Below are 14892 nucleotides of genomic sequence, written 5' to 3'. Positions count from 1 at the left end.
CGTGGCAGGCGGCGGGGAGTGGCGCGGCCGGATGGCTTCTGGTAAGTTCGGCCGCTTGCGGTCGCAGGGCCGACAGCGTCGGCAGGGAACATGTGCCTGCGTGTATGGATTAGAGAGAGCGAGGCGGCCATCCATGCCCACCAAAGCAAAGCAGAACAACCTGGTTCGCGGTTTCGAACCTTACCCGGAGACTGCGGGCGAGGAGTACATGAGCGACAACATGCGCGCTCACTTCACCAACATCCTCAATAAGTGGAAACAGGAGTTGATGGAGGAGGTCGACCGTACCGTGCACCACATGCAGGACGAGGCCGCCAACTTCCCTGATCCCGCCGACCGGGCCAGCCAGGAAGAGGAGTTCAGCCTGGAACTGCGCGCCCGCGATCGCGAGCGCAAGCTGATCAAGAAGATCGACGAGACCCTGCAGCTGATCGAAGACAACGAATACGGCTGGTGCGACTCCTGCGGCGTGGAGATCGGCATCCGCCGTCTCGAAGCGCGCCCCACCGCCACCTTGTGCATCGATTGCAAGACCCTGGCGGAAATCAAGGAAAAGCAGATCGGCAGCTGATCCTGCCAGCGGGGCGCCACGGCGCCCCGCGTCGCATCTGCAGCCCGGCAGGCTGCCAGCGCCCGATCGCCAGCTCCCTCCGAGCACCGCATGATCGCTTCCCCCCTCCTCCCCTACGTCGGCCGCTTTGCGCCCACGCCCAGCGGCTACCTGCATTTCGGCTCGCTGATCGCCGCCCTGGCGTCCTATCTGGATGCACGCAGCGTCGACGGCCGCTGGCTGCTGCGCATGGAGGATCTCGACCCGCCTCGCGAGGTTCCGGGCGCCCAGGCGGCCATCCTCAAGACCCTGGAAGACTATGGCTTCGAGTGGGACGGCGCGCTGGTGCGCCAGAGCGAGCGCCTGGCGCTGTACGGCGAAGTGGTCGAGCGCCTGCTCGAACAGGGCCTGGCCTACGCCTGCACCTGTTCGCGCAGGCAGCTGGAGGGCTTTTCCGGGATCTACCCAGGCTTCTGCCGGGAGGCCAAGCGCTCTTCCCATGATGCCGCCATCCGCCTGCGCGTGCCGGAGCGCGAATACGCCTTCGTCGACCGGGTGCAGGGCCCCTTCGCCCAGCACCTCGCCCGGGAAGTCGGCGACTTCGTGATCCGCCGTCGCGACGGCCTCTACGCCTACCAGCTGGCGGTGGTCCTCGACGATGCCTGGCAGGGCGTGACCGACGTGGTGCGCGGCGCCGACCTGCTCGACTCGACGCCGCGCCAGCTCTACCTGCAGGAACTGCTCGGCCTGCCCCGGCCGCGCTACCTGCACGTGCCGCTGATCGTCCAGCCGGACGGCCACAAGCTGGGCAAGTCCTATCGTTCGCCCCCGCTCCCCGCCGACCAGGCCGGTCCGCTGCTGCTGCGCGCCCTGCGCGCGCTCGGCCAGTGTCCACCGGCTGAACTGGAGCACGCCCGGCCGCGGGAGCTGCTCGAATGGGGCATCGCCCACTGGGACGCCGGGCGTATCCCGCACTGCCTGACCCTGGCCGAGGCCACGTTGGCCTGAGCGCTCGACGTCCTCGCGCGACCGGCAGACGCGCCGCCACGCTTGCGCCGGCGCGCGCATCCATTACCATCGCCGACGCCATTCCCCATCGACAGAGAAACATGCCATGTACATCTACCGGCTGGTCCTGCTGCTGGTGGTGGGAATCTACCTGTTTTCCCCCGCCATCATGGATTGGTGGATCGACCCCAACGGTGCCTGGTACCGCCCGTACCTGCTGTGGCTGATCCTCATCGTGGTGACCTTCATCCTGCAGACCCAGCCCGACGCCGATGAGCTTTAGCCTGAGTGAACTGCTGCTGATCAGCGCCGCCTACCTGCTGACCCTGTTCGGCGTCGCCTGGCTCAGCGAGCAGGGCCTGATCCCGCAGCGGGTGGTGCGCCACCCGCTGGTCTACACCCTGTCGCTCGGCGTGTACGCCAGCGCCTGGGCCTTTTACGGCGCGGTCGGTATGGCCTACCAGTACGGCTACGGCTTTCTGGCCTGCTACCTGGGGGTTTCCGGCGCCTTCATGCTGGCGCCGGTGCTGCTCTATCCGATCCTGCGCCTGACCCGCACCTACCAGCTGTCGTCGCTGGCCGACCTGTTCGCCTTCCGTTTCCGCAGCACCTGGGCCGGCGCGCTGACCACCCTGCTCATGCTGGTTGCGGTGCTGCCGCTGCTGGCCCTGCAGATCCAGGCGGTCACCGACTCGGTGGGCATCCTCACCCAGGAGCCGGTGAAGGAGCGGGTGGCGCTGGGCTTCTGCGCCCTGATCATCCTCTTCACCATCCTCTTCGGCTCGCGGCACATTGCCACCCGCGAGAAGCACCAGGGGCTGGTCTGCGCCATCGCCTTCGAGTCGCTGGTCAAGCTGGCGGCCCTCGGCGGCATCGGGATCTATACCCTGTACCGGGTGTTTGACGGCCCCCAGGGTCTGGAGCAGTGGCTGCTGCAGCAGCGGGAAGTGCTGGGCACGCTGCACACGCCGCTGCAGGAAGGCCCGTGGCGCACCCTGCTCTTGCTGTTCTTCTCCTCGGCCATCGTCATGCCGCACATGTATCACATGGCGTTTACCGAGAACCTCAACCCCCGCGGACTGGCCAGTGCCAGCTGGGGCCTGCCGCTGTTTCTCCTGCTGATGAGCCTGGCCGTCCCGCTTATTCTCTGGGCCGGCATGCGTCTCGAGGTCGCCGCTGGCCCGGAATACTTTACCCTGGGCGTGGGTCTGGCGCTGGAAAGCGCCCCCCTCACCCTGCTCGCCTATGTCGGCGGCCTGTCCGCCTCCAGCGGCCTGATCATCGTCCTGACTCTCGCCCTGTCCGGCATGACCCTCAACCACCTGGTGCTGCCGCTGTACCAGCCGCCGGCCGAGGGCAACATCTACCGCTGGCTGAAGTGGACGCGGCGCACGCTGATCTTCGCCATCATCGCCGCCGGCTATGCCTTCTACCGGCTGCTGGACGCCAGCCAGAACCTGTCCAACCTCGGCGTCACCGCCTTCGTCGCCACCCTGCAGTTCCTCCCCGGCGTGCTCTCGACGCTCTACTGGCAGACCGCCAATCGCCGCGGCTTCATCGCCGGACTGCTGGTCGGCATGACGGTATGGCTGGGTGGCATGATGCTGCCCATGCTGGGCAATCTGCAGGACGTGCGCCTGCCACTGCTGGATTTCGTCTACGTGCTGGACGACACCAGTTGGCACCTGGCGGCGATCACCTCGCTGGCCGCTAACGTGCTGGTGTTCATCCTGGTGTCGCTCTTCACCGAGCCGAGTCCCGAGGAGCGCAGCGCCGGCGAGGCCTGCGCGGTGGACAACGTGCGCCGACCGCAGCGCCGCGAGCTGCTGGCCACCTCCGCCCAGGAGTTCGCCGCCCAGCTGGCGCGGCCGCTCGGCGCGAAGATCGCCCAGCGCGAGGTGAAGCAGGCTCTGCGCGACCTGCACCTGCCGTTCGACGAAAGCCGCCCCTTCGCCTTGCGCCGCCTGCGCGACCGCATCGAGGCCAACCTGTCCGGCCTGATGGGACCGAGCGTGGCGCAGGACATCGTCGAGACCTTCCTGCCCTACAAGACCGCCAGCGAGGACTTCGTCACCGAGGATATCCACTTCATCGAAAGCCGCCTGGAGGATTACCGCTCGCGCCTGACCGGCCTGGCCGCCGAACTCGACGCGCTGCGCCGTTACCATCGCCAGACTCTGCAGGAGCTGCCGATGGGCGTCTGCTCGCTGTCCAAAGACCGGGAAATCCTCATGTGGAACCGGGCCATGGAGGAACTTACCGGGATCTCCGCCGAGCGCGTGGTCGGCGCCTGCCTGGCGACCCTGGATGCCCCCTGGAAAGGCCTGCTGGAAGACTTCATCCAGCGCTCCGACGAACACCTGCACAAGCAGCGGCTGCCGCTGGACGGCCAGATGCGCTGGCTCAATCTGCACAAGGCGGCGATCGACGAGCCCCTGGCACCGGGCAGCAGCGGCCTGGTCCTGCTGGTCGAGGACCTCACCGAAACCCAGCTGCTGGAAAACAAGCTGGCGCACTCCGAGCGCCTGGCCAGCATCGGCCGCCTGGCCGCCGGCGTGGCCCACGAGATCGGCAACCCGATCACCGGCATCGCCTGCCTGGCGCAGAACCTGCGCGAGGAGCACGAGGGCGATGCCGAACTGGGCGAAATCAGCAGCCAGATCATCGACCAGACCAAGCGGGTGACCCGTATCGTCCGTTCGCTGATGAGTTTCGCCCACGCCGGTAGCCACAAACAGGACAGCGAACCGGTGTGCCTGGCCGATATCGCCCGCGAGGCGATCGGCCTGCTGTCGCTCAACCGCGAAGGCGTCGAGGTCCACTTCCTCAACCTGTGCAACCCCGCCCACTGCGTGGTCGGCGACCCCCAGCGGCTGGTCCAGGTGCTGGTCAACCTGCTCTCCAACGCCCGTGACGCCTCTCCGCCCGGCGGAGCCATCCGCGTGCGCAGCGAGACCGCGGAGCACAGTATCGACCTGATCGTCGAGGATGAAGGCAGCGGCATCCCCAAGGCCATCGCCGGCCGCCTGTTCGAACCCTTCTTCACTACCAAGGACCCTGGCAAGGGGACCGGTCTCGGCCTTGCACTGGTCTATTCGATCGTGGAAGAGCATTATGGCCGGATCACCATCGACAGCCCGGCCGACCCAGAGCGGCAACGCGGGACCCGTGTCCGGGTCACCCTGCCACGGCATGTCGATATAGCGCCGGTGCCGTGAGACCGTCGAGAGAACCCGTCCGATGCCACATATTCTGATCGTCGAAGATGAAACCATCATCCGCTCCGCCCTGCGCCGCCTGCTGGAACGCAACCAGTACCAGGTCAGCGAGGCCGGCTCGGTGCAGGAGGCCCAGGAACGCTACAGCATCCCCGGCTTCGACCTGATCATCAGCGACCTGCGCCTGCCCGGCGCGCCCGGCACCGAACTGATCCGGCTGGCCGAGGGCACGCCGGTGCTGATCATGACCAGCTACGCCAGTCTGCGCTCGGCGGTGGACTCGATGAAGATGGGCGCGATGGACTACATCGCCAAGCCCTTCGACCACGACGAGATGCTGCAGACCGTGACGCGCATCCTCGGCGAGCGTCGCCAGGCGCCGCCAGCGGCCATCGCCGCCGAACCGGTGCCGCCGACGCCCGCGGCGACCGATGCCGAGATCGGCATCATCGGCGCCTGCCCGGCCATGCAGGACCTGTTCGGCAAGATCCGCAAGGTCGCTCCGACCGACTCCACGGTGCTGATCCAGGGCGAGTCCGGCACCGGCAAGGAGCTGGTCGCCCGCGCCCTGCACAACCTGTCGAAACGTGCCAAGGCGCCGCTGATCTCGGTGAACTGCGCGGCGATTCCGGAAACCCTGATCGAGTCCGAGCTCTTCGGCCACGAGAAGGGCGCCTTCACCGGTGCCGTCGCCGGGCGCACCGGCCTGGTCGAGGCGGCCGACGGCGGCACCCTGTTCCTCGACGAGATCGGCGAGCTGCCTCTTGAGGCCCAGGCGCGCCTGCTGCGCGTGCTGCAGGAAGGCGAGATCCGCCGGGTCGGCTCGGTGCAGTCGCAGAAGGTCGATGTCCGCCTGATCGCCGCCACCCACCGCGACCTCAAGACGCTGGCCAAGACTGGCCAGTTTCGCGAGGACCTGTTCTACCGGCTCAACGTCATCTCGCTGAAGCTGCCGGCCCTGCGCGACCGCGAGGACGACGTCCTGCAAATCGCCCGGGCCTTCCTCAAACGCCAGAGCCAGCGCATGGGCCGCAGCGAGATGCGCTTCTCCCCCGAGGCCGAGCGGACCATCGGCCAGTACACCTGGCCGGGTAACGTGCGCGAATTGGAGAACGCCATCGAGCGTGCGGTGATTCTCTGCGAGAGCCAGTCGATCCCTGCCGATCTGCTGGGTATCGATATCGAACTGGAAGAACTGGAAGACGAAGACTTCGCCGAACTCCCCGGCCCCGATGTCGGAGCCGGTCACGAGCCCACCGAGGACCTCTCGCTGGAGGACTACTTCCAGCATTTCGTCCTCGAGCATCAGGACCACATGACCGAGACCGAACTGGCCCGCAAGCTCGGCATCAGCCGCAAGTGCCTTTGGGAGCGCCGCCAGCGCCTCGGCATCCCGCGCCGCAAGTCGGGCGCGCCCAGCAGCTCCTGATCAGCCCGGTAACAGCCCCCCACCGCCCGGCTGTTACCCTCGACCAAAGTGGTAACAGAAACCGGGTCGGCAGGTAACCAAACGCCGAACGAGCGCTCCTTACCGATCCGCGCCGAAGATTTAAGTATATGTTTAATAAGTGATTTTAAAATATGGCACGGGATCTGCTTTACTATTCGTACAACAACAATAAAAAGATGTAGCACTCAGAACAAGAACGATTGACACGACTCCAGCCTTATAAAAACAACGACGCGGAGGCGGGGCCAACCGATTTTTTTGGAGTAGAAACATGCCCGTCGGGCCAAGCCCGCAGCCAGGCCGAGAATAATAAAATTGCCCATAGGCAGCACCCGAACTGGTGGGTCGATACGACCCAGGCGATATCAGCGACCAAAGAAATCTGTTTGCTATTGGCTCCCCTGTTGGGGGCCATCCCGGAGCCCACGGGCCAACCGGGACGGGCATACAACAAGAACAACAGCCCCGAATAGAACAAAAACAACGCACGCACTTCGATTTGAAAGGGAGCTTCGGCTCCCTTTCTGCGTTCGAGAGCCACTCCGGTTTCGTATATCCTCCGGTGCCGATGCTAGAATCCGCAGCCATTCCGCGGTCAAGCTCGTTTCTGGCCGGCCACTCCGTCAAGCAGTGCATCCCGATGCTGAAGAAGCTGTTCAAGTCCTTTCGCCTATCCCTGAACCGCCCCCATCCGCGCAGCACGCCGGAGGTCCTCGGCAGCCAGCAGCACCCGCTGCGCCGTGCCGACATCAGCCGGCATGCCGTCAGCGTGGTGGAGCGCCTGCAAAATGCCGGCTATCAGGCCTACGTCGTCGGCGGCTGCGTGCGGGACCTGCTGCTCGACATCGAGCCCAAGGACTTCGACGTCGCCACCAGCGCCACGCCCGAACAGGTCCGCGCCGAATTTCGCAACGCCCGGGTGATCGGCCGCCGCTTCAAGCTGGTTCATGTGCATTTCGGCCGGGAGATCATCGAGGTCGCCACCTTTCGCGCCCATCACTCGGATGACGACGAGGACGACGAGGACAGCCACCTGGCTGCGCGCCACGAAAGCGGCCGGATTCTGCGTGACAACGTCTATGGCACCGTGGAAGAGGATGCCCAGCGCCGCGACTTCACCATCAACGCCCTGTACTTCGACGTCACCCATGAGCGCATCCTCGATTACGCCCACGGCGTGCACGACATCCGCAACCACCTGGTGCGCCTGATCGGCGATCCCGAGCAGCGCTACCTCGAGGATCCCGTGCGCATGCTGCGCGCCGTGCGTTTCGCCGCCAAGCTCGACTTCGACATCGAACACCACAGCGCTGCGCCGATCCGCCGGCTGGCGCCGCTGCTGCGCGACATTCCCGCGCCCCGCCTGTTCGACGAGGTACTCAAGCTGTTCCTGTCCGGCTATGCCGAGGACACCTTCGAGCTGCTGCTCGAATACGACCTGTTCGCCCCGCTGTTCCCCGCCAGCGCGGCTGCCCTGGAGCGCAATCCGAGCTACGCCGGCCGACTGATCCGCCAGGCGCTGGCCAATACCGACGAGCGCATCGCCCAGGGTAAACCGGTGACGCCCGCCTTCCTGTTCGCCGCTCTGCTCTGGCCGGCTCTGCCGCCGCGGGCCCTGGCACTGCAGGAGCGCGGCATGCCGCCGATCCCGGCGCTGCAGGAAGCCGCCCACCTGGTGATCACCGAGCAGTGCCGGCGCACGGCGATTCCCAAACGCTTTACCATGCCCGCCCGGGAAATCTGGGACCTGCAGGAGCGCCTGCCACGCCGCCAGGGCAAACGCGCCGACCTGCTGCTCGAGCACCCGCGCTTTCGCGCTGGCTACGACTTCCTCCTGCTACGCGAGGAGGCCGGAGAGCAGACCGGCGAGCTGGGCGACTGGTGGACCGATTACCAAGAGGCCAGCGACAGCGAAAGGCGCAGCATGATCCGCGCCCTCGGCAACAAGGACGAAACCGCTGCCCCCCGCAAGCGTCGCCGCAGTGGCAGCCGGCGACGCCGCAACACGGGCGGCTCGCCTGCTGGAGACTGAACATGGAGCGTGTCTATATCGGCCTGGGCAGCAACCTGGCCAATCCCGCCGCGCAACTGCGCGCCGCCCTCGCCGCCCTGCAAGCGCTACCGCGCACGCGCCTGGCGGCGGTTTCCTCCTTCTATGACAGCGAGCCACTGGGCCCGGCCGACCAGCCTAGTTACGTGAATGCCGTGGCCGCGCTGGACTCTGCGCAGGAACCGCTGGAACTGCTTAACGCCCTGCAGACGATCGAGCGGGAACAAGGTCGGGTACGCAAGGCGGAGCGCTGGGGACCGCGTACCCTGGATCTGGACATCCTGCTATTCGGCAACCGCGAGTTGCACGAGGAGCGCCTGACCGTCCCGCACTACCACCTGCATGCGCGCCCCTTCGTGCTCTATCCGCTGGCCGAGATCGCCCCCGGGCTGTGCCTGCCGGACGGCCGCCCGCTCGACGAGTTGCTCGCCGCCTGTCCGCCGCAGGGGCTGCGTCGCCATGACGACCGGGAGCCGGATGGCTCAAGCGCCAATTGACTTGAAGCCCCCCCATCTGGACTATAAGCCTCCCATTGCTCCGCACCGGCGTCCGCCGATGTCGACCAGGACGAAACCGACATGCCCGATGTAACCCTGACCACCCTGCAAGGCCTCAAGCAGCGCGGCGAAAAGATCGCCATGCTGACCTGCTATGACGCCACCTTCGCCCAGACCGCTTGCCAGGCCGGCGTCGAGGTGCTGCTGGTCGGCGACTCCCTCGGCATGGTCCTGCAGGGCCACGACAGCACCCTGCCGACCAGCGTAAGCGACATGGCCTACCACACTGCCTGCGTCAAGCGTGGCAACCGTGGTGCCCTGGTGGTCACCGACCTGCCGTTCATGGCCTATGCGACCCTTGGGCAGGCGCTGGACAGCAGCGCCGCGCTGATGCGCGCCGGCGCCCACATGGTCAAACTGGAGGGCGGCGCCTGGCTGTGCGAAACCGTGACGCGCCTGGCCGAGAACGGCATCCCGGCCTGCGTGCATCTGGGCCTGACGCCGCAGTCGGTGAACCTGTTCGGCGGCTACAAGGTGCAGGGGCGCGACGAGGGACGGGCGCGCCAGCTGCGTGCCGATGCCGAGGCCCTGGAGCGCGCCGGCGCGGCCATGCTGCTGCTCGAGTGCGTGCCCAGCCCGCTGGCAGAGCAGATCACCCAGGCAGCGGGCGTGCCGGTCATCGGTATCGGCGCCGGCGCCGCCACCGACGGTCAGGTGCTGGTCATGCATGACATGCTCGGCCTGTCCCTGAGCGGACGCACGCCGAAGTTCGTGAAGAACTTCATGGCCGGCCAGGACAGCATTCAGGCGGCTTTCGCCGCCTACGTCAGCGCGGTCAAGCAAGGCGAATTCCCCGCAGTCGAACACGGATTTTCCGCATGATCACCCTCAAGACCGTCCGCGAACTGCGCGCCGCCATCGCCCGGGCCCGCGGCGAAGGCAAACGCATCGCCCTGGTACCGACCATGGGCAACCTGCATGCCGGCCACATCGCTCTGGTGGAGAAGGCTCGCCAGCGCGCCGACTTCGTGGTCGCCAGTATCTTCGTCAACCCCCTGCAGTTCGGCCCCGCCGAGGACCTGGACAAGTACCCGCGCACCCTCGCCGCCGACCAGGAAAAGCTCCTCGAAGGTGGCTGCAACCTGCTGTTCGCCCCCGGCGCCGAGGAGATGTATCCGGGCGGCATGCAGGGACAGACGCGTATCGCCGTCCCCGGCGTTTCCGAGGGACTCTGCGGCGCGACGCGTCCCGGCCACTTCGAGGGCGTCGCCACCGTGGTGACCAAGCTGTTCAACATCGCCCAGCCGGATATCGCCCTGTTCGGCGAGAAGGACTTCCAGCAGTTGGCGGTGATCCGCACCCTGGTGCGCGACCTCAACATGCCGATCCAGATCTTCGGCGAGCCCACCGTGCGCGCCGCCGACGGCTTGGCGCTGTCCTCGCGCAACGGCTACCTGAACGACGAGCAGCGCGCCGTGGCGCCGACGCTGTACCGCGTGCTGTGCAACGCCAGCACTGCCCTCCAGGCCGGCGAACGGAATTTCGCCGGACTCTGCGCGCGGGGACTGGAGACGCTGCAGCAGGCCGGCTTCCGCCCGGATTACCTGGAAATCCGCGAAGCCGCCAGCCTTCGTCCGGCGACCGCCGAGGACCGCCGTCTGGTGGTGCTCGGCGCGGCCTATCTGGGCAATACGCGCCTGATCGACAACCTGAGCGTCGACCTCACCGACGACTGAACATCGACGAAGGCCCGCCGGGACGCACCACAGGTCGGTCCCGGCGGGCCGTTTTCTTGATCACCCCCGGCGGTTAAGGCAAACTCAGCCGCCGCCAGTGGACCCTGAAGAGGAATCGCCATGCATGCCATCATGCTCAAGGCCAAACTGCACCGTGCCGAGGTAACCCACTCGGTGCTCGATTACGAAGGCTCCTGCGCCATCGATGGGGAATGGCTGGATCTGGCGGGCATCCACGAGTACGAGCAGATTCAGATCTACAACGTGGACAACGGCGAACGCTTCACCACCTATGCGATTCGTGCCGAGGATGGCTCGAAGATGATTTCGGTGAACGGCGCCGCCGCGCACAAGGCGCAGAAGGGCGACCGCGTGATCATCTGCGCCTATGCCCACTATAGCGAGGCGGAGCTGGCCAGCCACAAGCCGCGCATGCTGTACATGGCTCCCGGCAACGTGCTCAGCCATACCAGCAATGCGATCCCAGTCCAGGTCGCCTGAGTCGTCCGCGCCAGTCCTCAGACCTCCTGTCTTGGCCTTGCCCGCTGCAAGCGTCTCTCCGAAAAGCCCGGAATGCTCCGGGCTTTTTGCTATTCGCACCGATTCAAAGGAAGCAGAATCCCCATGTCGCACCACCAGCAACCCTTCGATGTGACGACCCTGGCCTCTTGGGAGGCGCTCCGCCAGCATCGCCAGGCCATGCAAGCTTTCAACATGCGCGAAGCCTTTCAGAGTGATCCGCAGCGCTTCGAGCAATTCTCCCTGAGCAGCAGCGGTCTGTTCCTCGATTATTCGAAGAACCTGATGACCCACGAGACCCGCGACCTGCTGGTTCGCCTGGCACGGGAAGCCGGCCTGGAAAGGGCCATTCATGCGTTGTTCGAGGGCGAGGCGGTGAACGCCTCCGAAGGCCGTCCTGCGCTGCACACCGCACTGCGCCGACCGGTCGGCGACCGCTTGATGGTCGACGGCGTGAACCTGATTCCTCAGGTGCACCGGGTACTCAATCAGATGACCGAGCTGGTCGGACGCATCCATGACGGGCTGTGGCGCGGCTATTCGGAACAGCCCATCACCGACGTGGTGAACATCGGCATCGGCGGCTCCTTCCTCGGCCCCCAGCTGGTTTCCGAAGCCCTGCTGCCCTTCGCCCAGCGCGGCGTGCGCTGCCACTATCTGGCGAACATCGACGGCAGCGAATTCCACGAGCTGTCCAGCCGCTTGCGCGCCGAAACCACCCTGTTCATCGTCTCCAGCAAATCCTTCGGCACCCTGGAAACCCTGAAGAACGCCCAGGCTGCGCGTACCTGGTACCTGGCCCAGGGCGGCACGGAAAGCGAGCTGCACCGCCACTTCATCGCCGTCTCCAGCAACATCGCGGCGGCAGTGGCCTTCGGCATCCGCGAGGAAAACATCTTCCCGATGTGGGACTGGGTGGGCGGACGCTATTCGCTGTGGTCGGCCATCGGCCTGCCGATCGCCCTGGCCATCGGCATGGCCAACTTCAAGGACCTGCTGTCCGGCGCCTACAGCATGGATCAGCACTTCCTGAACACCCCCTTCGAAAGCAACATGCCGGTGCTGCTCGCCCTGCTCGGCGTCTGGTATGGCAACTTCTGGGGGGCGCAGAGCCACGCCATCCTGCCCTACGACCACTACCTGCGGAACATCACCCAGCACCTGCAGCAGCTGGACATGGAGTCCAACGGCAAGAGCGTGCGCCAGGACGGCAGCCCGGTATCCTGCGATACCGGCCCGGTGATCTGGGGCGGCGTCGGCTGCAACGGCCAGCACGCCTACCACCAGCTGCTGCACCAGGGCACCCTGCTGATCCCGGCGGACTTCATCGTGCCGGTGGTCAGCCACAACCCGGTGGCCGACCACCACCAGTGGCTGTACGCCAACTGCCTGTCGCAGAGCCAGGCGCTGATGTGCGGCAAGACCCGTGCGGAAGCCGAGGCCGAGCTGCGCGCCAAAGGCCTGCCCGAGGCGGAAGTGAAGCGCCTGGCGCCGCACAAGGTGATCCCCGGCAACCGGCCGAGCAACACCCTGGTGATGGAGCGCGTCAGCCCGCGGCGCCTCGGCGCGCTGGTCGCTCTGTACGAGCACAAGGTGTTCGTGCAAAGCGTCGTCTGGGGCATCAACGCTTTCGATCAGTGGGGCGTCGAGCTCGGCAAGGAGCTCGGCAAGGGTGTCTACCAGCGCTTGATCGGCCAGGACGAGGCACCGGCCGAGGATGCCTCGACCCAGGGCCTGATCGCCTACTTCCGCGGCCGCCATCGCGGTTGAGTCCAGCCAGGGCGCAGGCCGCACCCGGCCTGCGCCCCCCTCTACCGCCCCCTTGGGAGACTTGAACGCGGCGATCTGTGGGTCCACGCTTACGACACCTGCGGACACACAACAACAAGGAGCCGCCATGTTCAAGATCGCCAACCACCCCGTCAGCGAAGCATCACGCCGGCACAGCTGGCTGAACAATGACGACTACCTGCGCCTGTATCGACAATCGGTCGAACAGCCGGAGCGCTTCTGGGCCGAGCAGGCCAAGATCTTCCTCGACTGGTTCAAACCCTGGCAGAACGTCCATAGCGGCGACATGAGCAAGGGCCAGACCAGTTGGTTCGCTGGCGGCGAGCTGAACGTCTCCTACAACTGCATCGATCGGCATCTGGAACGGCGTGGCGATCAGGTGGCGATCGTCTGGGAGGGCGATAACCCTGCCGACTCTGCGCGGATCACCTACCGCCAGTTGCACGAACAGGTCTGCCGCCTGGCCAACCTGCTGAAAAGCCGTGGTGTCGGCAAGGGCGACCGTGTCTGCATCTATATGCCGATGATTCCCGAGGCCGCCTATGCCATGCTGGCCTGCACCCGCATCGGCGCCATCCATTCGGTGGTGTTCGGCGGCTTCTCCCCCGAGGCGCTGCGCGACCGCATCCTCGATGCCGATTGCCATCTGCTGATCACCGCCGACGAAAGCGTGCGCGGCGGCAAGGTCGTGCCCCTCAAGCGCAATGTCGACAAGGCCCTGCAGAGCTGCCCGAACGTCTCCAGCGTGGTGGTGGTACGCCACACCGGTGGCGGCATCGACTGGAGCGAAGGACGCGATCTCTGGTACCACGAAGCAGTGTCGGGCTGCAGCGCCAACTGCCCGGCCGAGCCGATGGACGCCGAGGCGCCACTGTTCATCCTCTACACCTCGGGGAGCACCGGCAAGCCGAAGGGCGTGCTGCACAGCACCGGCGGCTACCTGCTGCAGGCGGCGATGACCCACCAGTACGTGTTCGACTACCACGATGGCGACATCTATTGGTGCAGCGCCGACATCGGCTGGATTACCGGGCACAGCTACATCGTCTACGGCCCGCTGGCCAACGGCGCCACCACGCTGATCTTCGAGGGCGTGCCCAACTATCCGGACGCTTCGCGCTTCTGGCAGGTGGTCGACAAGCATCAGGTGAATATCTTCTACACGGCACCTACTGCGCTGCGCTCGTTGATGCGCGACGGCGAAGCTCCGGTCAGGAAGACCTCGCGCGCCAGCCTGCGCCTGCTCGGCTCGGTGGGCGAGCCGATCAACCCGGAGGCCTGGGAGTGGTACTACCATGTGGTCGGCGAGAGCCGCTGCCCGATCGTCGATACCTGGTGGCAGACCGAAACCGGCGCCATCATGATCACTCCCCTGCCCGGCGCCACGCTGCTCAAGCCCGGTTCGGCGACCCGCCCGTTCTTCGGCGTGCAACCGGTGCTGCTCGACGACAACGGCAAGGAAATCGGGGCCCGGCGCGGGCATCCTGGCGATCAAGGCCAGCTGGCCGAGCCAGATCCGCAGCATCTATGGCGATCACCAGCGGCTGATCGACACCTACTTCAAGCCCTATCCCGGCTACTACTTCACCGGCGATGGCGCACGCCTGGACGAGGACGGCTACTACTGGATCACCGGGCGGGTCGACGACGTGATCAACGTGTCGGGCCACCGCATCGGCACCGCCGAAGTAGAAAGCGCCCTGGTGCTGCATGACAATGTCGCCGAAGCCGCCGTGGTGGGCTGCCCCCACGACGTCAAGGGCCAATGCGTCTACGCCTTCGTCACCCTGGTGACCGGCAGCCAGTCCAGCGACCCGCTCAAGCGGGAACTGATCGATCAGGTCAGCCGGGAGATCGGCAGCTTCGCCAAGCCGGACTTCCTGCAATGGGCACCGCGCCTGCCGAAGACCCGCTCGGGCAAGATCATGCGGCGCATCCTGCGCAAGATCGCCTGCAACGAGCTGGACAACCTGGGCGACACTTCGACGCTCTCCGACCCCTCGGTTCTCCAGGAACTGATCGATAGCCGCCTGAACCGCCCTTGAGCCGGGACCATAGGCGGGGTGCATGACT

At 66.1% G+C, this 14892-nt stretch carries 11 protein-coding genes and 1 pseudogene; all 12 read left to right on the top strand.

The genetic code is table 11. The annotated features are described in order from the left end of the window. Positions 1-133 precede the first annotated feature (133 nt). The 12 genes and pseudogenes from dksA (at position 134) to acs (ending at position 14864) form a co-directional block, all read left to right on the top strand. Entirely contained in the window at positions 134-571 is a 438-nt protein-coding gene (dksA, locus tag Atro_RS17930; protein ID WP_497924440.1) for an RNA polymerase-binding protein DksA, read from the top strand. A gap of 90 nt (positions 572-661) precedes the next feature. Beyond that, positions 662-1558, top strand: coding sequence for a tRNA glutamyl-Q(34) synthetase GluQRS (gluQRS, locus tag Atro_RS17925; protein WP_497924438.1), 897 nt, complete (start codon positions 662-664; stop codon positions 1556-1558). 106 nt (positions 1559-1664) lie between these two features. Next, positions 1665-1841 carry a hypothetical protein gene (locus Atro_RS17920; protein WP_497924436.1) on the top strand — a complete coding sequence of 59 codons (177 nt, stop codon included), beginning with the start codon at positions 1665-1667 and terminating at the stop codon, positions 1839-1841. After that, complete coding sequence (locus Atro_RS17915) at positions 1831-4776, top strand: ATP-binding protein (protein WP_497924434.1); 2946 nt, start codon at positions 1831-1833, stop codon at positions 4774-4776. Before Atro_RS17920 ends, Atro_RS17915 begins: the two co-directional genes overlap by 11 nt. Positions 4777-4798: 22 nt before the next feature. Further along, positions 4799-6205, top strand: coding sequence for a sigma-54-dependent transcriptional regulator (locus Atro_RS17910; RefSeq protein WP_497924432.1), 1407 nt, complete (start codon positions 4799-4801; stop codon positions 6203-6205). 661 nt (positions 6206-6866) lie between these two features. After that, positions 6867-8258, top strand: a complete 1392-nt coding sequence (locus tag Atro_RS17905; protein WP_497924430.1) for a polynucleotide adenylyltransferase PcnB — start codon at positions 6867-6869, stop codon at positions 8256-8258. Positions 8259-8260: 2 nt separating this feature from the next. Further along, positions 8261-8773, top strand: coding sequence for a 2-amino-4-hydroxy-6-hydroxymethyldihydropteridine diphosphokinase (gene folK / locus Atro_RS17900; RefSeq protein ID WP_497924428.1), 513 nt, complete (start codon positions 8261-8263; stop codon positions 8771-8773). A gap of 81 nt (positions 8774-8854) precedes the next feature. Continuing rightward, entirely contained in the window at positions 8855-9655 is an 801-nt protein-coding gene (gene panB / locus Atro_RS17895; RefSeq protein ID WP_497924426.1) for a 3-methyl-2-oxobutanoate hydroxymethyltransferase, read from the top strand. Beyond that, positions 9652-10509 (top strand): pantoate--beta-alanine ligase, encoded by an 858-nt coding sequence (panC, locus tag Atro_RS17890; protein ID WP_497924424.1) that lies wholly within the window; start codon positions 9652-9654, stop codon positions 10507-10509. Before panB ends, panC begins: the two co-directional genes overlap by 4 nt. A gap of 120 nt (positions 10510-10629) precedes the next feature. Continuing rightward, positions 10630-11010, top strand: coding sequence for an aspartate 1-decarboxylase (panD, locus tag Atro_RS17885; protein ID WP_039802082.1), 381 nt, complete (start codon positions 10630-10632; stop codon positions 11008-11010). Positions 11011-11133: 123 nt separating this feature from the next. Further along, the gene (gene pgi / locus Atro_RS17880; RefSeq protein WP_497924422.1) at positions 11134-12798 is read left to right on the top strand and encodes a glucose-6-phosphate isomerase; all 1665 of its coding nucleotides are present in this window, start codon (positions 11134-11136) and stop codon (positions 12796-12798) included. Between the two features lie 127 nt (positions 12799-12925). Continuing rightward, positions 12926-14864, top strand: a pseudogene (acs, locus tag Atro_RS17875) (acetate--CoA ligase). Positions 14865-14892: the final 28 nt, after the last annotated feature.

Source organism: Azotobacter tropicalis, from assembly GCF_059739045.1.
This window is presented reverse-complemented; position numbering and strand designations above follow the sequence as displayed.